Raw genomic sequence first — 20,514 nt, 5'->3', positions numbered from 1 at the left:
TGATCAAGCTTCAGCAGATTGCGGGGTTCAGGTATCAGGGTTGGTCGGAAAAACGCGCTTGGGCAACGGCGGCTGCCTGGGGGTAAACGGTTTTCAGCAGTCCGTTCTGCCACTGCATGATTGCCGTATTGGCGCGCTGGTTCTGGCCGTTCTTGCCAAACCTGGCACCGATGCCGGCAGCCGTACCGCCGAGAGGAATATCGATGGTTGCCACCGAGGCACGGATCGCATCGGCGTCCAGCGAAGTACTGTTTTCCATGGCATCGAGGAATATCTTCGCCCCGACATAGTTGATCAGGCTGTGGCCCGAGCGCGGTTCGCTGCCGTAGCGATCCTTGTATGCCTTGGCGAACGCCCCGATACCGGGAGCGCCGTTTTCATTGGTCTGGAACTGTGGGAAATCGACATCGAGCACGCCTTCCATATTGGCTGCGCCGACGACCTTGACCGTGTCCTGCATGGAATAGCCGCCGCCGGCACCGATAACGGCTTTGGGCCTGAAACCGGCTTCGCGGATCTGGCGGAAAAACAGCGTCGTGTCGTTCTGATAACTGGTCTGCAATACCACATCCGCCTGGGCGCCTTTCAAACGCAGGATCAGCGATGAGAGATCGACGGCTTTGGCCGAATACGGCAGTACCTCGACCACATTCAGACCTTGCTCCTGAGCGATTTTTTTCTGAAACCCGGCGATGGTCGTACCGTACAGCGCATCCTCGTGGATGATCGCGACTTTCAATTGTTTCGGATCGACCTTGAGCGACGGGCTGACAATGTCCGTGATGGCGGTGATGGTGCCCTCGGCAAAATTCCTGGCGGTCGGGTTGATGCGCATCACGTAGCTCAGATCACGCTCAGTGATGTGGTCGGACACCGCACCCAATTCGAAAAATGGCACCCCCGCCATCTCCGTCACCTGCGTGGCCGCAAATGACAGCGCCGAGGAATAGCTGCCAAATACAGCAGTGACGTTCTCAACAGAGGTTAGCCGGCGCGCGGCACCGACCGCTTGTCCCGCATCGACTGCGTCGGCCTTGAGCAATTTGATCGGCTCGCCCTTCAAACCGCCCGAAGCATTTCGTTCGGCGACGGCCAGTTCGAGGCCACGGAAGCTCTCGTCGCCCAGCAACGCCAGGGATCCACTCAGGGGATAAAGCGCACCGATCCTGATGTCCGCGAGCGCGGCGACCGGGGTGGACAGGCAAAGCAGGATGCCGGCAGCTTTCAGCCAGCTTTTCGCGGTAGCCGCCACGGCCACGGCTTCCTCTTGAGCGAGTCTCATTGGATTCATCTCCCGCAGATATTGTTTTTATTGTTCCTTCAAATGATCCGTGCCGAGCACAGACATCGTCGGATTACAGTGGCGATGACACGCAAGTTTCTGCGCCACTGTTTGCAAGAGTACGGCTCGCCAAGATTGGCTGGATATAGCTGAAAAAGCACACCTGCTGTGAATTTGCGGCACAGCTCCTATGGGGGCTGATCAGTCCCAAGGCGCCGGTGACCACGCTTCCACCAGCCTGTCGATGAACAGGCGAATCTTCGGCGACAGGTGTCGCTTGCTCGGGTAAATCACCCGGATCGGCTCGGCAGCCTCGGCGTACTCAGCGAGCAACTGCACGAGCTTGCCACTGCGCAGGTCATCGTTGACCACATAGGATGGCAATGTCGCGATACCGAGGCCGGCCGCAGTCGCCTGATGCAAGGCTTCGGCGCTGTCCATTTGCAGCCGTCCGGCATGAATGACCGGCACAGGCTGACCATTGACGCGAAAATTCCACGCCAGCAATCGGCCGCCGCTGACGAAGTGCAGGCACGCATGCCCGGCGAGATCTTCGGGTGTCTGCGGTGCCGGATGTTCATTCAGATAATCGGGCGAGGCACAGGTGATCATTTGCTGGTAAGCCACCGTGCGTGTGAGTAGCCCGGAGTCTTCCTTGGGCGGACCGATGCGAATCGCCAGATCGAAACCCTCGTCGATCAGGTCGACCAGCCGATCGGAAAACGTCGCGTCGATGGCGAGCGACGGCCAGTCTCTCAGACAGCGCTCGATGTGCTGCACAACGTGCAGCCGGCCCAGTGCTACCGGCAGGCTCATGCGCAAGCGGCCGCTGGGCGTCGAACGGCGGAACGCCAAAGCCTCTTCGACCTCGTCCAGATCCTGCAAGATGCCCACACATCGCTCATACAGCACCCGACCATCGTCGGTCAGGCTCAGGCTGCGGGTGGTGCGGTTGAGCAGACGGACCTGCAGACGCGATTCGAGCCGCACGATCGATTTACCGACGGCCGAGCGGGTCAGCCCGAGTTGCCTGGCCGCCGCCGTAAAACTTCCAGTATCCACCGAGGCGACGAAGGCGGCGATGTCGTTCAGGTTATGCAGTTCCATGAGGCCTCCGGGTTTGGCATTCAAGCGGCTTGGCACCGGTTATGGGGAACCCTATTCCCCAATCATGAGCATACCATCTCGATTAGTTAAGCCATCACTAACGTCTGATCGAGGTCATATGAACATTGAAGTAAAAGCAGCTGTACAAACCTGGGCCAACAGCCTCAGCGATCTGGTGCCCGTGCTGAAGGGTATCGATACCACCACTAAGATGAGCGACATCCGCGATGCCTACGCAAAAATGCTCGGGCAGAATCAGCCGCCTGCTGGCGTGGGGTTTGAAGCAGTCGACATGGGCGGCGTGCCCGCTACGCTGGTGACTCCGGATGAGCTCAAGACCGATGCGGTGCTGATGTACATCCACGGCGGTGCCTACATCGTCGGTCGACCTGACGGCTACCACGGCATCGGCGGCAACTACGCAAAAATGCTTGGCGCGCGGGTGTACATGCCGGATTACCGCCTCGCACCCGAGCATCAGTTCCCCGCCCCCATCGATGACACTTTGCGCGCCTATGAGTGGTTGCTTGAGCAGAACATCGCCGCCAGCAAGATTGCCTTCGCAGGCGAGTCGGCGGGTGGCGCGATGGTGGTCAGCGTGATGGTCGCGGCAAAATCCAAAGGCTTGCCCTTGCCTGCGGTGGGCTCGTCAATCTCGCCTTGGGCCAACCTTGAACACACCGGCGCCTCCATGAGCAATCGTGAAGGCCTTGACCCGCTAAACTCCAAGCCAGTGCTGGACATCCTCGCGCGAGCCTTTCTCGGCGACACCTTGGCCAACCATCCGCTGGCGTCGCCGGTGTTCGCCGACGTCACCGGACTGCCACCGATTCTGGTGCAGATCGGCGAAAACGAACTGATGCTCAGTGACGCCATGCGTCTGGCCAATCACCTGGCGGAAAACCGCGTCCGGGTCAATCTTGAAGTGTGGCCCGGCATGTTTCACGCCTGGCATTTCTACGCGGGCATGCTGGCCGAGGGGCAGCAGGCGCTGGAGAGTTCGGTGCGGTTTATCGAGGCGGGATTGACTGAGGCTAATCGCTGACCAAACTGCGTCCGCTGCTGATCGGGGACACTTGTCGCTGTATAGCTCGGCGCCTTGGCGGTATGGTGGTTTGCCGACCGCCGAGGAACCCTGAATGCCGAAAAAACCACCAGCCCCTGAGAACACCGCCAGCGCAGCCGACATCGAACGCGCCATTCAGGCCTTGAACAAAATGGCCGAACGCCTGTGGGGCGACGGGCGTGAGGCCGAGGCCAAGGCGCTGCTCGATGCACTGGATGCGTTGAACCGCGCCCTCGACCGGATCCGCATCGGGGAAAGTCGCAGGGCCGTCACCCTGCACTGAATCAGACCTGGTAAAACTCGCGATACCACTGCACGAACGCTTGCACGCCCTGCTCGATCGGCACCTGCGGGCTGAAGTCGATGCAGCGTGCCAGCGCCGATACGTCGGCCCAGGTCTTCAGCACGTCGCCCTCCTGCATCGGCAGATAATGGCGCTGGGCTTTGATGCCCAGTGCCTGCTCCAGGCATTCGACGAAGCTCATCAGCGCTACCGGACTGCCGCGGCCAATATTGAATAACCGGTTGATGCCGCGCTCGGCGCTGATTGCGGGCGGTTTGTCGAGCAGTCGGAAAATCGCTTCGACGATGTCGTCGATAAGGGTGAAGTCGCGCGCCATTTCGCCTTGGTTGTAGAGGTCGATGGCGCGCCCGTTGAGCATCGCTTCGGTGAATTTGAACAGCGCCATGTCCGGTCGCCCCCACGGGCCGTACACGGTAAAGAAGCGCAGGCCGGTGGCCTGCAAGCCGTAGAGATGGCAGTAACTGTGCGCGATCAGTTCATTGGCGCGTTTGCTCGCGGCGTACAACGAAACCGGTTGATCGACCGGATCGTCTTCTGCAAACGGCATCTTGGTATTGGCGCCATACACCGAACTGCTCGATGCATAGATCAAGTGCTCTGGAGGGTGACGACGGCACGCTTCCAGAACGTTGAGGAACCCGACCAGATTCGACTGCGCATAGGCATCAGGATTGTCCAGCGAGTAGCGCACTCCGGCCTGCGCAGCGAGGTGAATGACCTGTTTGTAGTGGCCGTGTTCGAACAACGCGGTCAAAGCGCTCTGATCGACAATGTCCAGCCGCTGGAACGTAAAATTGACCAGCGTCTGCAATCTCTGCAAACGCGCCTGTTTGAGTTTGACGTCGTAATAAGGATTGAGATTGTCGATACCCACAACCTCTAGCCCTTCGCGACATAAACGCATGACCGTGTGATAACCGATAAAACCTGCGGCACCCGTTACCAGAACACTCATGATTGCCTCGGCTCACCGGTTTGACTTCAAGAAATATGCAGCACGAACATTTACCCGCGAACGACCGTAACTATTCATAGACGACCTTAGTTACTCGGGCCAGCAGCATCCGACGCGAGGCATCTAAAATCAAAACTTCTTACGAACCGAAACATGTAAGATTGAAAATAATTTGCTATCACGCGCACCATCTAACCTCCGCGACTTCAACAACTTCGAAAAGTTTAAAAAACCCGACGAATAAATTTCACCTTTACCAATCAATAACCTACGTGAGATGGCCATCATCAGCGGATGAAAGGTAATGTTTTTGACTGTTAGCAATTGACAGCTTGCAAAGACTGGCCGATAACTAATCACTGCCCGACGAGCTCGCGCCGACGCGCACTTTTCTGCTCTCCGGCTATTTATGTAATTGGATCCTGAAGGTCGCAACTGCGAACCGTGCGGTAGCTTTGCTCAAACAAAAGCGCGGACTCGTTATAGCCAAGACGGCCATGGATATAACAACAACCCAATCAAGTTGATTCATTTTTGAAACACTTCTTCTGCCAATAAACATTGATGCATCTGGCTCGGCACTTTGCCTTGATCAGCCTACTACCTACTAGCAGCATGACGGCTAGTCCCACGTTATCGGCCGCCCTGCTTACACGATCGCTATGTATGGAGTACTCCAGCATGCTAACGGTTTGCCGCAACGGTTCTAACTGGTATTTATTGCAGTGCAAGCCCCGCCAGGATGAACGGGCACAACTCAATCTGCAGCAACAGAACTATTCGACCTTTCGGCCGCAGCTGATGAGCGAGCGAAGTATTCGTGGCAAACGCCAACGAACACTGGAATCGCTGTTCCCCGGCTACGTGTTCATTGAACTGAGCCGAGACGATAACTGGGCACCGATTCGCTCGACCCGCGGTGTCAGCCGCATCGTCGAATTCAACCATGTGCCCGCCCGGGTCGACGAAGACGTGATTGCGCAACTGCGCGAACGCAGCCAGGAGTCGCTCGGTTTTCCTGCCGAACCGACACTCAAGCCCGGCGAACCTCTGCAAATCGTCCAGGGCCCACTGTCCCCGCTTGAAGGCGTGTTCCTGTCCATGCAGGGCGACGAGCGCGTGATGATGCTGCTCAATTTTCTCAACCGCCAACAGCACGTCAGCGTCCCGCTGAGTTACCTCGAACGCCAGCGACAATAGTCCGGATCCGCTTCGCCCTGACCCCGACCCCCTTAATCAGGAGCGTGATCCATGGCTCTGAAGCCTCGCTGTTCCCTGGTTTTAGTCGTCGCCTGCTGTGCCCCCGAAGCTGCCTGGTGCGTTGAGCCGCAAGCGATCAATGTCTACGGCTTCGATTTCACCCCGACCTTTGCCTTGTCGGAAAGCTACGACGACAACTTTCGCGAAGTCGAACACGATGTCGAATCGACCATGGTCACCCGTCTGGCGCCGGCCTTCGAGCTCAAGGCGGAGGACCGCAACAGCGCCACGCGGGTGATCTGGGAACCGACCCGCTACATCTATCACAGCGCCTCAGACGCTTCGAACACCGCCCAGCGCCTGCGCGCCGACAGCATCATGGAGTTCACTGATCGGCATCGTCTGAAACTCGAAGCCGAGGCGCGTAAATACGAGCGCACCACCTCGACCGCCGTCGACGGCATCAACGACAAGATCGAGAGTCAGCGCGTCGGCGGCGTCTACACCTTTGGCGCGCGCAGTGCGCTGAACCAGATCGACCTCGGCGCCAGCTACGCACAGCTGCGCTACGACAACTCCGATGGCATCAACGATGACAAGGAGCGCAACACCAGCAATCTGACCAGCACCTGGTATCACCGCCTCGGCAGCAAAACCCGTGGCTTGCTCGAATACGACCACATCCGCTTCGACTACCTGCAATCGAACAGCCCGCGCAGCAGCCGCTCCGACGCAGTGCTGGCCGGTGCCGAGTGGGACATGACGGCGAAAACCACAGGCAAATTGCGCGTCGGTTACGAGCGCAAGAATTTCGACCAGAGTGGTTCCGACGACCTGAGCAACCCGACCTGGCAAGTGGATCTGGCGTGGAAACCGCGCACCTACTCGACTTTCACCTTTCTCGCCCGCCAGGCCATGGCCGAAGGCGACGATGGCTCCGACGCGGTGAAAGCCACCTTCACCCAGATCGGTTGGCGTCACGGCTGGACCGAACGCATCACCAGCGTTGCCGAAGTCGGCATGGGCCATTACGTCTACGAAGGCCAGGACCGTAGCGACGATTTGCAGGACTACAAACTCGGCGTGAATTACGCAATGCGCCGCTGGCTGGACGTCGAAGTCGCCTACCGCCACCGCGATAACGACTCCGATGCCGACAACGAAAGCTTCACCCGCAATGTTTTCCAGATCACGTTCGACGTCAGTCTGTAGGAGGGTTGGGCCATGCATACGCGCCTGATTTTATTGTTGTTGCTGCTCTGGACAGTGCCCACGGTCGAGGCGGCGGACACCGACACCAATTACCGCCTGGCCGCTGGCGATGTCTTGCGCATCATCGTGTTCGGCGAGCCGGAACTGAGCTTCAAGAAGATCCGCCTCAACGATGCCGGCACCTTCTCCTACCCGTTTCTCGGCGAAATCGTCGCCAAGGGCCTGACGCCCAATCAGGTCGAACAGAAGATCGTCGATGGCCTGAGGCAAGGCTATCTGGTCGATCCGAAAGTCAGCCTCAGCCAGATCGAATACCGCCCGTTCTACATCAACGGCGAGGTGCAGAAGCCCGGCAGTTATCCCTTCCAGCCCGGGCTCACTCTGGAAAAAGCCATCGCCCTGGGTGGCGGCCTGACCGAACGCGCCTCAATGAAACGCGTGACGATTTTGCGCGGCAGTGGCGGCCCACCGGTCACCGAGAACATCTCGCGCACCACCGTCATCGCCCCCGGCGACACCATTTCCATTGCACAAGGCTTTTTCTGATCATGGACAACAGCCCAAGCACCTACCTCGAACGTCCGCTCCAGGGCCACTTGCCAACGCAAGCCGCCGACGAGTCGGACACCCTTGATCTGCTGCACCTGTGGCGGGTGATCTGGTCGGCGAAGTGGAACATCGCCTGGCTGGTGCTGCTCAGTTGCGCGCTGGCCGTAGCGGCGCTGTCGTTCATCACGCCGCAGTACGTCGGCAGTGCGACACTGCTGATCAAGGACAAGACGCCGCCGGTGTTGAGTTTTCAGCAAGCCGCCGAATCCGGCGGTGCCACCACCACTGATTACTTGCAGACCCAGCAAGCCCTGCTGCAATCGCGGGAGTTGGCCGAGCGCGCCGTGCGCAAACTTGGCCTGACTACCAACCCGATCACCGATCCACGCCAGCAGGCGCAGAGTTGGTTCACCCCGCGCCAATGGCTGGCGGACCTCAATCGTGACCAGTGGCTGCCATGGCTGGACCTGTTGCCGCCGCCGAAGCCGCCGGCGACCGAAGAACAGGTGTTCAACGACGTCACGCAAAACCTGATGCTGCACACCAGCGTCAAATTCGTCGGCAAGAGCCAGTTGCTGGAAATCGACGTCGAACTGCCCGACCCGGCACTCGCTGCGGCGGTGGCCAACGCCCTCGCCCAAGGTTTTATCGACAGCCAGCAGGACACCAGCCTCAAGTCCTCGCAAAACAACACCAGTTGGATGAACACCCGCCTGGTCGAGTTGCGCGACAACCTGCGCGTCGCCGAAAACAAGTTGCAGGCCTACCGCGAGGAACAGGGTCTGGTCGATGTCGACGGTGTCGCCACCATCAGTGCCAACGAGCTGCAGATGACCGGCAACCGCATGATCGATGCGCGCCGCGACCGTGCTGAAGCGGAGAGCCAGTTCCGTCAGGCGCAAGCCTTGAGCAACGGCGATATCAGCCGTTTGTCCAGCGTGCCGGCAGTGCTGAGCAATCCGCTGATTCAGCAGTTCCAGGCTGATCTGGCCAAGGCCCAGGCCAAAGTCGAAGAGTTGTCGGGCCGCTACGGGCCGAAGCACCCGGCGCTGATCTCCGCCCGTTCCGAACAGCGTACGGCGGCCAACAGCCTGCGCCTGCAAGTGCAGCAAGTGGTTGCCGGTATCGAGCGCCAGTATCAGCTGGCAGTGGCCAGCGAAGACGCGCTGCGCAAATCCTTCAACAGCAACAAGGCGCAGATTCAGGACATTTCGCGCAAGGAATTCCAGTTGCGCGAGTTCCAGCGTGAAGTCGACAGCACCCGAGCGCTGTACGAAACCTTCGTCACCCGACTCAAGGAAACCGCTGCCACCTCGGACATGGATTCGGCCAAGGCGCGCATCGTCGACCCGGCGATCGCACCGCTGGAAGCGAGCAAACCGCGCAAGAACCTGATTCTCGCAATTGTTGCGCTGGTCGCGGCGGTCGTCGGCGTCGCCCTCGCCTTCCTCTTCGATACCCTGAGCAACACCTTCAAGACCGACGACACCGTCGAGAGCCTGCTCAATGTGCCGCTGCTCAGCGTCGTGCCGCTGGTGATGAAAAAGAGCCGGCGGCAGCTGGCGCGGCTGTTCGAGGACAACGACCACCCGCGGTTCTGCGAAACCATCCGTAACCTGCGCACCTGGCTGATGCTGCAAAACAACGAACGGCCGGCGCAGGTGGTGCTGGTCACGTCTTCGGTGTCCGGCGAAGGCAAGAGCACCATCGCCAACAATCTCGCTTCGTCGCTGGCGCCGCTGGAACGGGTGCTGCTGATCGATGCCGACATGCGGCAGCCGACGCTGTCGCTGAACTTCGATTTCCCGCCGCAGAGCCCCGGCCTCTCCAACCTCATGGCTGGCAGCGCGCGGCTGGAAGACTGCATCCGCAGCGTCGGCAATCTCGACATGCTCCCGGCCGGCTGCCTGTCGCCATCGGCGCTGGACCCGTTCGAGGCACCGCGTTTGAAAGCCTCGAGCAGTTCGAGCAATGCCGTGGCGCCGGCGCAGGATTTGCTCAGCTCTCCACGCCTCGGCCGGCTGTTGCAGATTCTCAAGTCGCGCTACCGGCACATCATCATCGATTCGCCGCCGGCAGAAATTGTCAGTGACGCGCTGTTGCTGGCCCAGCATTCCGATGCGGTGATCTACGTGGTCAAGGCGCAGAGCACGCCGGTCGGCCAAGTGCGCAAGAGCATTGCCGTGTTGCAGCAGAGCCAGGCGCCGGTGTTCGGCGTGGTGCTCAATCAGGTCGATCTGCGCAAGGCGCGCAAGTACGGCCATGGCCATTCCCGTTCCTTCTACGACTACGACTTCGCCCCGCGCTGATCCTTCGGGCCGTGCCGCCCGGCAACAGCAAATCCTTCCCTGTTCGACGAATCGGAGATCGCGCCGATGACCTCGCAATATTCCGCGCAAATGGCACACCGTCGCGGCCTCACCTTCTGGGTGCAATGGCTGTGCGCAATGACCCTGGTCAACCTGTTGCTGATCGTGCTGGTGCACTGGCGCATCGGCGAGTTGCCCAGTGAATATCGGCTGCTGATCATTCTCACGGTGCTTGGCTCGATGCCGGTCTACGGCCTGGTGCAGGTCTACCACAAGCGCCATGGTCTGCTGGTCGGGCTCGGGCGTTTGCTCGCCGGCTGGCTGATTCTGCTCGGGCTGCTGATGAGCATCGCCTTTGTCACCCAGACCAGCGCGTTGTTCTCGCGGCAGGTGGTGATTGTCTGGGCCGTGGTGGGTTTTCTCGCCCAGGCGGCGACGTTTCTGCCCCTGCACCTGTTCGTGCGCATGTACACCAAGATGATCTGCAACGAGCGGCGCGCGGTGATCATCGGCACCTGCCCGACCGCCCATGAACTGGCGCGCAAACTGCTCGACCCGGATCGTGCGCTGCTGCTCGGTTTTGTCGCGGCGAAAGCCGACAGCGGCCCGGCGCCGAGCATTCTGCCGCTGCTCGGTGAGGTCGAGGACATCCGCGAAATCATTACGCGGTTGCAGGCGCGGCGCGTGTACATCGTGCTGCCGATGGCCGAGGCAGCGACCATCGAAGCGCTGTACATCAACCTGCTCGACATGAACGTCGACGTGGTGTGGATTCCGGATCTGGGCAGCATGGTCCTGCTCAATCATTCGATCTCCGAGATCGAGCGCATGCCGGCGATCTATCTCAACGAAAGCCTGCTCACTTCGCACCCCGGCAGCCTGTTCTGCAAGGACCTGTTCGAACGCAGCGTCGCTGCGGTGGCGCTGATTCTGCTCAGCCCGCTGCTGCTCGGAGTAGCCATCGCGGTCAAGCTGACCTCGCCGGGACCGGTGCTGTTCAAGCAGAACCGCCATGGCTGCGACGGCGAAGTGATCCGCGTGTGGAAATTCCGCTCAATGCGCGTGCACGACGATCAGCAAGTACGTCAGGCCACCCGCGACGACGACCGCGTCACACCGCTGGGACGCTTTCTGCGGCGCAGCTCCATCGATGAGCTGCCGCAGCTATTCAACGTGCTGTTCGGCCACATGGCGCTGGTCGGCCCGCGCCCCCACGCGGTCACCCACAACATCTATTACACCGGCAAGGTGCGCGCCTACATGGCGCGGCATCGGCTCAAGCCTGGCATCACCGGGCTGGCACAGATCACCGGGCATCGCGGCGAAACCGAAACCGTGGAAAAGATGCAGCGCCGGGTCGCCCAAGACCTCAATTACATCAATCAATGGTCGCTGTGGCTGGACATCAAGATCCTGCTGAAGACGCCCTTCACCCTGTTCTCGAAAAACATTTACTGACAGCGGCCAGCGCTCTGGCCCACCCCGCCACGCATGAGGTTTTCCCATGAATGTGAGTGTATTCGGTATCGGTTATGTCGGACTGGTCCAGGGCGCCGCGCTGGCCGAGGTCGGCCACAACGTGCTGTGTGTGGATGTTGACGCGGCCAAGGTGCAGGCCTTGAATGACGGCAGCCTGCCCATCTACGAGCCGGGTCTGAAAAGCCTGGTGCGGGACAATCATCACAGCGGTCGCCTGCAATTCGGCAGCGATCTGGCCGCCGCCGTAAAGCATGGCGATGTGTTGCTGATCGCCGTCGGCACGCCGCCGGACGAGGACGGCTCGGCGGATCTCAAACATGTGCTCAGCGTCGCCCGCACCATCGGCGAGCACCTGCGCGGCGAGCAGATCATCGTCGACAAATCCACGGTGCCGGTGGGCACAGCGGACCGGGTGCGCGAATGCATCAGCGCCATCCTCGGCGAAAGTGGCCGTGGTGCACTGACCTTCGATGTGGTTTCCAATCCGGAATTTCTCAAGGAAGGTTGCGCGGTCGACGACTGCATGCGCCCCGACCGGATCATCATCGGCACCGACAGCCCGCGCGCCGAAGCGCTGATGCGCGAGTTGTACGAACCGTTCAATCGCAACCGCGAAAAAATCATCGTCATGGATGTGCGCAGCGCCGAGCTGACCAAGTACGCGGCCAACTGCATGCTCGCGACCAAGATCAGTTTCATGAACGAAATGGCCGGGCTCGCGGAAAAGCTTGGCGCCGACATCGAAATGGTCCGCCACGGCATCGGCTCGGATCCGCGCATCGGCTACCAGTTCATCTACCCCGGCATCGGTTATGGCGGCTCGTGTTTCCCCAAGGATGTGCGGGCGTTGATCCATGCCGCCCACGGCGTCGACATCGATGCGCGCCTGCTCCGCGCGGTGGAGTCGCGCAACAACGAGCAGAAAAGCACGTTGTTCCACAAGATCGCCGAGCACTTCAACGGAGAGCTGGAAGGCAAAACCTTCGCGCTGTGGGGCCTGAGCTTCAAGCCCAACACTGACGACATGCGCGAAGCCCCCAGCCGCGTGCTGATGGAGGCGTTGTGGCGAGCCGGCGCCAATGTGCAGGCATTCGACCCTAAAGCCATGGAGCAGGCGCAGCAGCTTTACGGCCCGCGTGATGACCTCACGTTGGCGGGGACCAAAGAGGCGGCGCTGAAAAATGCCGACGCGCTGGTGATCGTCACCGAGTGGCAATCGTTTCGCGCGCCGGACTTCGAACTGCTCGCCCGCCAGTTGAAAAATCCGCTGATCTTCGATGGCCGCAATCTGTTCGATCCGCAACGCCTCAGCGCACGCGGCTTCACCTACATCAGCGTTGGTCGCCCGACCTGCGCCGCCGAAGCACAGGATCTCGCGTCATGATCCGCCTGGAATTGCTCGACCGTTATTCGCCAGCCCTGCTGGACTCCAACCGGGCCTTCTCCTTTCTCAACTTCGCCTCGATCGGCAGTTTCATCCGCCAGCCGCCGCCTTCGCTGGCGTATTTCTGCGACGGCATGCTGATGTCCGGGTTCATGTCGCGCATCACCGGGCGCGCGGTGCAGCGGGTCAGTTTCGATTTCACCTCGATTGCCGATCCGGTGTTGCGCGAGTCCGAGCAGCGCGGCAAACGCGTCTACGTGGTCGGTGCGCGGCAAGCGGAGCTTGATCGTTTCGTTGACAAGCTCGGCACGCAATACCCGCGCCTGCAATTGGTCGGCGCGCGCAACGGTTACTTCGACGCCGAACAAGGTGCGGCAATTCAAGCTGACATCCGCCGGCAGCGGACCAATCTGCTGCTGGTCGGCCTCGGCGCCGGTCTGCAGGAGCGCTTTATCCTCGAAGCACTGCGCGGTGGTTTCAGCGGCGTGGCGTTCACCTGCGGCGGTTTCATTCGTCAGGAGGCCAATGCCAGCGAGCGTTACTACCCCGACGCGATCAATCGCCTGCACCTGCGCGCCTTTTACCGCATGTACCGCGAGCCGCACACGATCAAGCGTTACCTGCTCGACTACCCGAGCAATGCCCTGCGCCTGACCGAACTGATTCTGCGCCAGCAAGTGGCAATCAATGTCACTGCCCCATGAGGATTGTGCCGATGCATATTCTGTTCACGCTCAAGGATTACCAGACTGGCGGCGGCGTCGAGTGCGTGCAGCAACGCCTCGCCGAGCAGTTTCTGGCGGACGGTCGGCGGGTGAGTTTTTTCGTCATGAACGGCGACTCGCCCAACGTCGACGGCGCGCCGAGCATGGCCGGTGGCGGCAGTGGGCTCGCGGGCTGGCTGAAATCGATCGTGCTGCTGCGCCGGCTGATTCGCCGCGAAAGCGTGACGCACCTGATTGGCGCCAAGGAGCAGGCCAATCTCTGCACCTGGTTCGCCACCCTGGGCAGTCCCTGCAAAGTCATTTACACCCGCCACGCCGCGCTGGATTGCGCCGAGCAGAACACCGGGCGCGCCAGCCTGCGGCTGTTGTACGCGCTGTACCTGTGCGGCAGCGGCAAGGTGGTCGCGGTGTCCCACGGTCTGCGCCAGTCGCTTGCCGGGTTGATGCCGTGGGGGCGACCGCGCATTCGTTATTGCCCGAACGCAGTGATCAGCGAACAACTGATGCGTGCGGCACAAGCGCCGCTGTCCGGTGGCGTGCCCCATCATTACTGGCTGGGGATCGGCCGACTGGTGGAAACCAAGGGCTTTGATCTGCTGCTCGAAGCCTACGCGCTGGCGGCGCAACAACGCCCGCTGCCGTATCTGGTGATTGCCGGCGACGGCCCGTTGCGCGCTCAGCTTGAAGCGCAGGCACAACGGCTGGGCATCGAACGTCTGGTGCATTTCACCGGCCATCTGCGCAATCCCTATCCGCTGATCCGTCATGCGCAGCTGTTGGTGCTCAGCTCTTTGCACGAAGGCTTGCCGACGGTGCTGGTCGAGGCGCTGGCGCTGGGCACTCCGGTGATCTCCACCGATTGTGGCAGCGGGCCGCGCGAGTTGCTCGATGATGGACGCCTCGGGCGTTTGGTCGGTGTCAATGATGTGCCGGCCCTGGCCGAGGCAATGCTCGACAGTCTGGCCAACCGCGAAGCGGCAGCTCCAGCACGACATTCAGTCAGCGAAGCGATCCTGCCCTATACCAGCCAGTACGCCGCCCAGGCCTATTACCAGGTGTGGAACCGATGAAAAAGCTGCTGATCATCCTCCAGGACCTCGGCGCCGGTGGCGCGGAGAAAATGATGGTGCGCCTCGCCGGCGCCTTGGTTGAGGCCGGCAATGAAGTCACGCTGCTGATGCTCACCGGTGCCGGCATCAATCAACCGGCGCTCGACCCACGGGTGAGGCAAGTGCTGCTCGACAGCCCGCGCAGCGCCGCTGCCGTGCCCGCGCTGATGCGCTTTTTGCGCAGCAATCGCTACGACGCGCAACTGGCGGTGCTCACTCATGTCAACGTCGTGGCGATTGCCGCCGCCGCGCTGTCCGGGACGCTGGCGCGGCTGCATGTCAGCGAGCGCAATGCCTTTTCGCGGGACAAGCATGTCAACCCGGCCCTGTCGGTCAAGCTCGCCTACTGGCTGGCGCCGTGGCTGTACCGGCTGATTCCCAACCCGGTGATCTGCGTGTCGCAAGGCGTCGCCGAAGATCTGGTCGACACCACCATCACCCGTTCGCGCGATGTGACGACCGCTGACAACCCGGTGCTCGACAACGATTTTCGCGACAAGCCTGCCGCCGCGCCGAGCCATCCCTGGTTGAAGGACAAAACCACTCCGGTGATCGTCGCTGTAGGACGCCTGGCGCAACAAAAAGGCTTCGACACCCTGATCGACGCCTTCGCCCGCCTGCCGCAACGCGATGCGCGGCTGATCATCTTCGGCGAAGGCGCCTTGCGCGGCGAACTGCTGGCACAGGCGGCAGCGCTCGGCGTTGCAGAGCGTTGCGATCTGCCCGGGTATGCCAGTGACCCCATCGCCGAAATCGCTCGGGCCGATTGCTTTGTTTTGTCGTCACGTTTCGAAGGCAGCCCCAACGCCCTGGTCGAAGCCCTGTCGACCGGCACGCCGGTGGTAGCGACCCGCTGCCCGTATGGCCCGCAGGAAATTCTCGCCGATGGTGCCGTCGCGCCCTTGGTCGAGGTCGACGACCCCGCCGCCCTCGCCGCCGCGATCAGTGCGCAAATGGCCACGCCGCGAGCCGTGCATCGCCAGCGCCGCATTGATGCTGCCGCGCGTTTTGTCAATGCTCGCGCGGTGCAGACCTACCTCAAGGCGTTACTCGGGAGGCGCTGAGATGAACCGCCTGCAAGTGCGTTACTCGACGCTGGCCGATGCCTTCACCCTGTTCGGTGTGCTGTTCTATACGCAAGTGATCGGCTTCTTTCTGCGCCTGGGTAATGTGAGCACGCTGGATGATGCCCAGCAGGATCTGGAAGGCAATCTGGCCAATCAGGTCTGCGGCTTGCTGACCTTGCTGGTGCCGCTGTTTTTCTTCATCCGGCACAAGGTCTTCCTCAGTAAAAGCTTCTACCGGCAGAACCTGTTCTTGCTGCTGTTTCTCGGCTGCGTGGCAGCGTCGATCAGTTGGTCGAGCGAGCCGATGCTCAGCTTCAAGCGTTTCGTCGCGCTGCTCAGTGTGGTGTTTTTCGCCGGTTTCATTGCCTGGCGCTACAGCCTGGAACGCATTGCGTTTCTGTTCGGCTGTGTGATCGGTGCGGCGGCGTTGGTCGGCTTGATCTTCGCCGTGATTCGCCCGGACATCGCCTTCATTTCCGGCGGCATTCGTGACGGTGCGTTTCGCGGGGTGTTCGCGGAAAAGAATGCCGGTGCACGCCTGAACGCGATAGCGATCCTGTTGCTGCTGCCGATGATCCGCCAGCGCAACCCAATGGCCATGCTCTACGGACTGTTCGCGCTAATTGCCATTGGCCTGGCGCAGTCGGCCACGGCGATTGCGCTGATCGTCGCCGGCACCGCCAGTTACGCCTACTTCATCACGCTGATCCGCTTGCGCATCAACCGCTCACTGTTGGCGTTCACGGCGGCGACGCTGGTGTTCTTCCTTCTGTGTGGCGTGCTCTACGCCAACTACGCGATGCTGCTGGAACTGGTTGGCCGTGACCCGTCGCTGACCGACCGCACGCTGATCTGGGAGCTGTTGCAGCCGCTGATCGATGCGCAATTTCTCAAGGGCTACGGTTTCGGCGCGTTCTGGGCCAGTGCCGATGCCGATGCGTTTATCACGCGCTGGGGCTACATCGGCAATGCCCACAGCGGCTACGTCGAAACCCTGCTCAACGGCGGTTTGATCCAGTTGATCGCCCTGCTGCTGATGTTTGCCCAGACTCTGAGCAAGCGCTATCGCGCAATCACGGCGGATCAGTCGGCACGCTATCAGGCCTGTGCGCTGGTGATCATCGGCCTGTTCGTCGTTACCAATTACGTCGCCTACGTGATCCCCAACTACCGCTCCGGCGAGTTCCTGATTTTCTGCGTGCTCAGCCTGACTTTCCGCCATCACCTCGTCGCCCGTCCGCAGCCGCTGCCAGCGGCGAATGCTCGGCCAATGCGCGGCACTTTCCGGGAGCAACGCCCGTGCTGAATGATCCCTCCGCCGTCACCGTGTGCGTGGTGATTCCGCTGTTCAACGCCGCCGCCAGCATTCAACGCACACTGGACTCGGTGTGCGCACAGACCCGCCTGCCGGACAAAGTGATTGTCGTCGATGACGGTTCCAGCGATGCCGGGCCAGAGATCGTCAAGCACTACGCCGCGCCCTTGCCCATCGTCCTGTTACAGCAGCCCAACCAAGGCCCGGCGAGTGCGCGCAATCACGGCGTGTTCAGTGCCGAGGAAACTTTCATTGCCTTCCTCGATGCCGACGACCGCTGGCATCCGGAAAAACTGCAAAAGCAACTGGCGCTGCACGCCGAACTGAGCCAACAGGGGCGCAAAGTCGGCTTGATCGATTGCTTTCAGATGAGTGAATTCAGTGATGGCAAACGTCAATTGGAAGATCGCTGCAAACACGGCGAGCACTTTGCCGATTTCATGCGCGAAAACATCATCAACGGCACCTCCGGCGTACTCGCCCTGCGCGAGATCATCGTCGCCATTGGCGGCTTCGATCAGAGCCTGCGTTTTGCCGAGGATCGCCTGCTGTGGACGCGCATCGCCGAAATCAGCGAGATCCACAGCGTGCCGCAGATCCTCCACTGGCGCGCCGTCAACGCCGCCAACATCACCGCGCAACCGCACAAGTATTACCCGCACAAGCTGCGTTTCATCCAGCTGTACCTGGCGCGTTACGGCACGCGGCTGAACAAACAGCAACGGATCTATTTCGTCCTCGCCAACCACGCCGAATTTCTCAATGCGTTTTCCCGGCGCGGCGATCATCGACGGGTTATCGAGGTGTTCCGGCAGATGCTCGGGCATTCGTGGCAGACGCTGTTTTTCTCCCGGGGCAAACCGACCCTGCGCTACCTCTACGCCTGCTTGAAAAACCTGGGCAACAGCCGCTGAATTCAGGGATCGCGCCATGGCCAACCGTCGCCTGATGACCCTCGTATGGATTTTCACCGAGAAGTTCGGCCTGATCTTTCTGTCGATGATTACCTTTGTCGTCTACGCGCATCTGCTGACGCCGACGGAGCTGGGCATCGGCACGCTGATCATCGCCGTGGTCGAAGTGGTCGGCATTCTATTCTCGTCGATGCTGGAAGACCCGCTGGTGCGCCTGCAACGTGTCGAGGACAAACACATCAGCAGCGTGTTCTGGTTTGCCGTGCTGGTCAGTCTGTTGTCGATTGCTTTGATTTCGCTGGCAGTGGTGCTGTATACGCCGTCCACCGCGCTGCGCTGGATGACCGCCGTGGCCTCGGTAAAAATCCTCTTCACCCTGATGGCGCGGGTGTATGTGGCGCAGATGCGCCGCAGCGGCAATTTCAAGTTGCTGGCCTCGCGTACCTTGCTCGGCAAAGTGGCTGGCGGGGTTGGCGGTGTGGCCGTGGCGATGCTGGGTTTCGGCCCGTGGGCGGTGGTTGCCCAGGCGCTGATCATGGACGGCGTTTCCACACTGGTACTGATGCGCAGCGAGCGTCGGCGCATCGCTTTTCTGATTGATCGCCAGGTGCTGGGCGAAGTGCTGCGCGCCGGTCTCCCGGTCTGTGTCAACGTGATGAGTTCGCAAACCCTGCAACGTGGCGTCAACCTGATTCTCGGTCTCACCGCTGGCGCCCATGCAGTGGGCATGTTCAACCTGGCCATGCGCATCATCGACCTGCCGCGCTCGGCGATCTACAACGGCTTGATGAGCTACGCCTTGCCGGTGTTCGCCCGGCGCAGTGCCGAACCGGCGCGGCTGATAGGGGTAATCGGCGATTCCACGGCGATCAGCGGTTTCGTACTGACACCGCTGTTCTTCGGCATCGCCCTGACCGCCGAGGACATCATCCTGCTGATCTTCGGCGCGAAATGGGCCGATGCGATTCCCTTGTTGCAAGTGCTCGCCTGCACGGCGGCGCTGGGCAATCTGGCGCTGTATGCAACCACTGCGCTGGTGGCGGTCAATCGCACGCACTTGACCCTCAAGGCCGAAGTTGCCACCACCCTGCTCGCGCTGGCGCTGGTGTATCTGCTCGGCGCGAGCTACGGCGGCATGGCGGCGGCGCTGGCTTTGCTGCTGCGCATGCTGCTGATCACGCCGTTGCAGGTACGCGGCCTGCACGCCGCGATCGGTTACGACTGGCGCAGCTTCTTTCAGTCCGGTTACCGCAGCCTGCTTGCCTCTCTCGTGATGGTCGTCGTGGTGATGTGGGCGTCGCGGCAAACCGGCCTGTCCGGCTACGCGCACCTGGCCGGCGATATTGCCATCGGCGCGCTGACCTATGCCTTGGCCTACAGCCTGCTGCACCCGCGCTGGCCGCAAGAATTCAAGTTGGTGTTCACCGCCCGCTGAGCTGCATTTCCTCGCAATGGAGCACGTCGTCATGCGCAAAACCACGTTGATCACGGGCGGTGCCGGCTACATCGGTTCGCACACGGCATTGCAACTGATCGAATCCGGACACTCGGTGCTGATCCTCGACAACCTGTGCAACAGCAGCCGCGAAGCAGTCGCACGGCTGGAGCTGTTGAGTCACTCGCACGTCGATTTCATCGAGGGCGATATCCGCGACGCCGCGCTGCTGGACGAGATTTTCAGCACCTACGCGATTGATGCAGTGCTGCATTTCGCCGGCCTCAAAGCCGTTGCGCAGAGCGTGCGCCGGCCGATGGATTACTACGCCAACAATGTGTTCGGCACACTGAACCTGTGTCAGGCGATGGCCCGCGCGCAGGTGTTCAATCTGGTGTTCAGTTCCTCGGCCACTGTCTATGGCGAGCCGACTGTGATGCCGATCGTGGAATCGCATGGCACCGGCAAACCGGCTAACCCGTACGGGCGCTCGAAGCTGGTGATCGAAGAACTGCTCAGCGACCTCGCCCTCGCGGATGCGCGCTGGAACATCGCTGTGCTGCGTTACTTCAACCCGATCGGCGCGCACCAGAGCGGGCTGATCGGCGAAGCGCCCAACGGTCGGCCGAACAATCTGCTGCCGTGCCTCACCGAGGTTGCCAGCGGCCAGCGCGCTGCGTTGACCGTGTATGGCAACGACTATCCAACCGTCGACGGCACCTGTATTCGCGACTACATCCATGTACTGGATCTGGCCGAAGGTCATCTCAAGGCGCTGCAGGTTTTGCACGGTGATGAGCATGGCCTGCACATCTGGAATCTCGGTACCGGCAGCGGCTATAGCGTGTTGCAGATCATCAGCGCTTTCGAAGACGTCACCGGCCTGCGCATTCCCTACCGCTTCGCCCCGCGCCGCGCCGGTGATGTCGCCGAGTGCCGCGCCGATGCGAGCAAGGCCGGGCGCGAACTGGGCTGGCGCGCGCAACGCGAGCTGACGCAAATGCTCATCGACAGCTGGCGCTGGCAGACCAACAACCCGTGGGGCTACCGCCCGCAACCGGCGCCGCTGCTGGCGGTGGGCACTTGAACCGGGGCAAATCCA

18 protein-coding genes are annotated in these 20,514 nt (G+C 61.1%); 15 read left to right on the top strand and 3 right to left on the bottom strand.

Annotation, left to right across the window (positions count from 1 at the left end):
- Nucleotides 1-34: 34 nt before the first annotated feature.
- Nucleotides 35-1,282, bottom strand: a complete 1,248-nt coding sequence (locus tag J5M66_RS09655; protein ID WP_207807833.1) for an ABC transporter substrate-binding protein — start codon at nt 1,280-1,282, stop codon at nt 35-37.
- Nucleotides 1,283-1,483: 201 nt separating this feature from the next.
- Nucleotides 1,484-2,389, bottom strand: a complete 906-nt coding sequence (locus J5M66_RS09650) for a LysR family transcriptional regulator (RefSeq protein ID WP_207807834.1) — start codon at nt 2,387-2,389, stop codon at nt 1,484-1,486.
- A 118-nt stretch (nt 2,390-2,507) separates the two neighbouring features.
- On the opposite strand from J5M66_RS09650, the gene J5M66_RS09645 reads away from it, so the two are divergent.
- Nucleotides 2,508-3,434, top strand: coding sequence for an alpha/beta hydrolase (locus tag J5M66_RS09645; RefSeq protein ID WP_207807835.1), 927 nt, complete (start codon nt 2,508-2,510; stop codon nt 3,432-3,434).
- A 94-nt stretch (nt 3,435-3,528) separates the two neighbouring features.
- Nucleotides 3,529-3,738, top strand: a complete 210-nt coding sequence (locus J5M66_RS09640) for a hypothetical protein (protein WP_207807836.1) — start codon at nt 3,529-3,531, stop codon at nt 3,736-3,738.
- 1 nt (nt 3,739) lies between these two features.
- Here J5M66_RS09640 and J5M66_RS09635 read toward each other — a convergent pair whose 3' ends face one another.
- Entirely contained in the window at nt 3,740-4,714 is a 975-nt protein-coding gene (locus J5M66_RS09635; protein ID WP_207807837.1) for an NAD-dependent epimerase, read from the bottom strand.
- Between the two features lie 681 nt (nt 4,715-5,395).
- On the opposite strand from J5M66_RS09635, the gene rfaH reads away from it, so the two are divergent.
- The 13 genes from rfaH to galE all read left to right on the top strand — a co-directional run bounded on the left by rfaH (nt 5,396) and on the right by galE (nt 20,499).
- A complete protein-coding gene (gene rfaH / locus J5M66_RS09630) occupies nt 5,396-5,914 on the top strand; it encodes a transcription/translation regulatory transformer protein RfaH (RefSeq protein WP_110646548.1) in 519 nt (172 codons plus the stop codon).
- 51 nt (nt 5,915-5,965) lie between these two features.
- Nucleotides 5,966-7,126 (top strand): outer membrane beta-barrel protein, encoded by a 1,161-nt coding sequence (locus J5M66_RS09625; RefSeq protein ID WP_207807838.1) that lies wholly within the window; start codon nt 5,966-5,968, stop codon nt 7,124-7,126.
- A gap of 12 nt (nt 7,127-7,138) precedes the next feature.
- On the top strand, nt 7,139-7,672 hold the full coding sequence (locus J5M66_RS09620) for a polysaccharide biosynthesis/export family protein (protein WP_071172312.1): 534 nt from the start codon (nt 7,139-7,141) through the stop codon (nt 7,670-7,672).
- A 2-nt stretch (nt 7,673-7,674) separates the two neighbouring features.
- The gene (locus tag J5M66_RS09615; protein WP_207807839.1) at nt 7,675-9,984 is read left to right on the top strand and encodes a GNVR domain-containing protein; all 2,310 of its coding nucleotides are present in this window, start codon (nt 7,675-7,677) and stop codon (nt 9,982-9,984) included.
- Nucleotides 9,985-10,050: 66 nt separating this feature from the next.
- Nucleotides 10,051-11,442, top strand: coding sequence for an undecaprenyl-phosphate glucose phosphotransferase (locus tag J5M66_RS09610; protein ID WP_122704523.1), 1,392 nt, complete (start codon nt 10,051-10,053; stop codon nt 11,440-11,442).
- Nucleotides 11,443-11,488: 46 nt separating this feature from the next.
- On the top strand, nt 11,489-12,847 hold the full coding sequence (locus tag J5M66_RS09605; protein WP_207807840.1) for a UDP-glucose/GDP-mannose dehydrogenase family protein: 1,359 nt from the start codon (nt 11,489-11,491) through the stop codon (nt 12,845-12,847).
- Nucleotides 12,844-13,551: a WecB/TagA/CpsF family glycosyltransferase gene (locus tag J5M66_RS09600; protein WP_123442590.1), complete on the top strand. Its 708-nt coding sequence runs from the start codon at nt 12,844-12,846 to the stop codon at nt 13,549-13,551. The genes J5M66_RS09605 and J5M66_RS09600 overlap by 4 nt, the downstream gene beginning before the upstream one ends.
- A gap of 11 nt (nt 13,552-13,562) precedes the next feature.
- Nucleotides 13,563-14,642, top strand: a complete 1,080-nt coding sequence (locus tag J5M66_RS09595; protein WP_207807841.1) for a glycosyltransferase — start codon at nt 13,563-13,565, stop codon at nt 14,640-14,642.
- Entirely contained in the window at nt 14,639-15,745 is a 1,107-nt protein-coding gene (locus J5M66_RS09590) for a glycosyltransferase (RefSeq protein ID WP_130888100.1), read from the top strand. Before J5M66_RS09595 ends, J5M66_RS09590 begins: the two co-directional genes overlap by 4 nt.
- Before the next feature lies 1 nt (nt 15,746).
- Nucleotides 15,747-17,054, top strand: coding sequence for an O-antigen ligase family protein (locus J5M66_RS09585; RefSeq protein WP_110646539.1), 1,308 nt, complete (start codon nt 15,747-15,749; stop codon nt 17,052-17,054).
- Nucleotides 17,048-17,977, top strand: coding sequence for a glycosyltransferase family 2 protein (locus J5M66_RS09580; RefSeq protein WP_207807842.1), 930 nt, complete (start codon nt 17,048-17,050; stop codon nt 17,975-17,977). Before J5M66_RS09585 ends, J5M66_RS09580 begins: the two co-directional genes overlap by 7 nt.
- Nucleotides 17,978-17,993: 16 nt before the next feature.
- Entirely contained in the window at nt 17,994-19,412 is a 1,419-nt protein-coding gene (locus tag J5M66_RS09575; protein ID WP_207807843.1) for an oligosaccharide flippase family protein, read from the top strand.
- A gap of 31 nt (nt 19,413-19,443) precedes the next feature.
- The gene (gene galE / locus J5M66_RS09570) at nt 19,444-20,499 is read left to right on the top strand and encodes a UDP-glucose 4-epimerase GalE (protein WP_207807844.1); all 1,056 of its coding nucleotides are present in this window, start codon (nt 19,444-19,446) and stop codon (nt 20,497-20,499) included.
- Nucleotides 20,500-20,514 lie beyond the last annotated feature (15 nt).

This window comes from Pseudomonas sp. 67(2021) (assembly GCF_017491835.1).
Classification (GTDB): Bacteria; Pseudomonadota; Gammaproteobacteria; order Pseudomonadales; family Pseudomonadaceae; genus Aquipseudomonas; species Aquipseudomonas atacamensis.
This window is presented reverse-complemented; position numbering and strand designations above follow the sequence as displayed.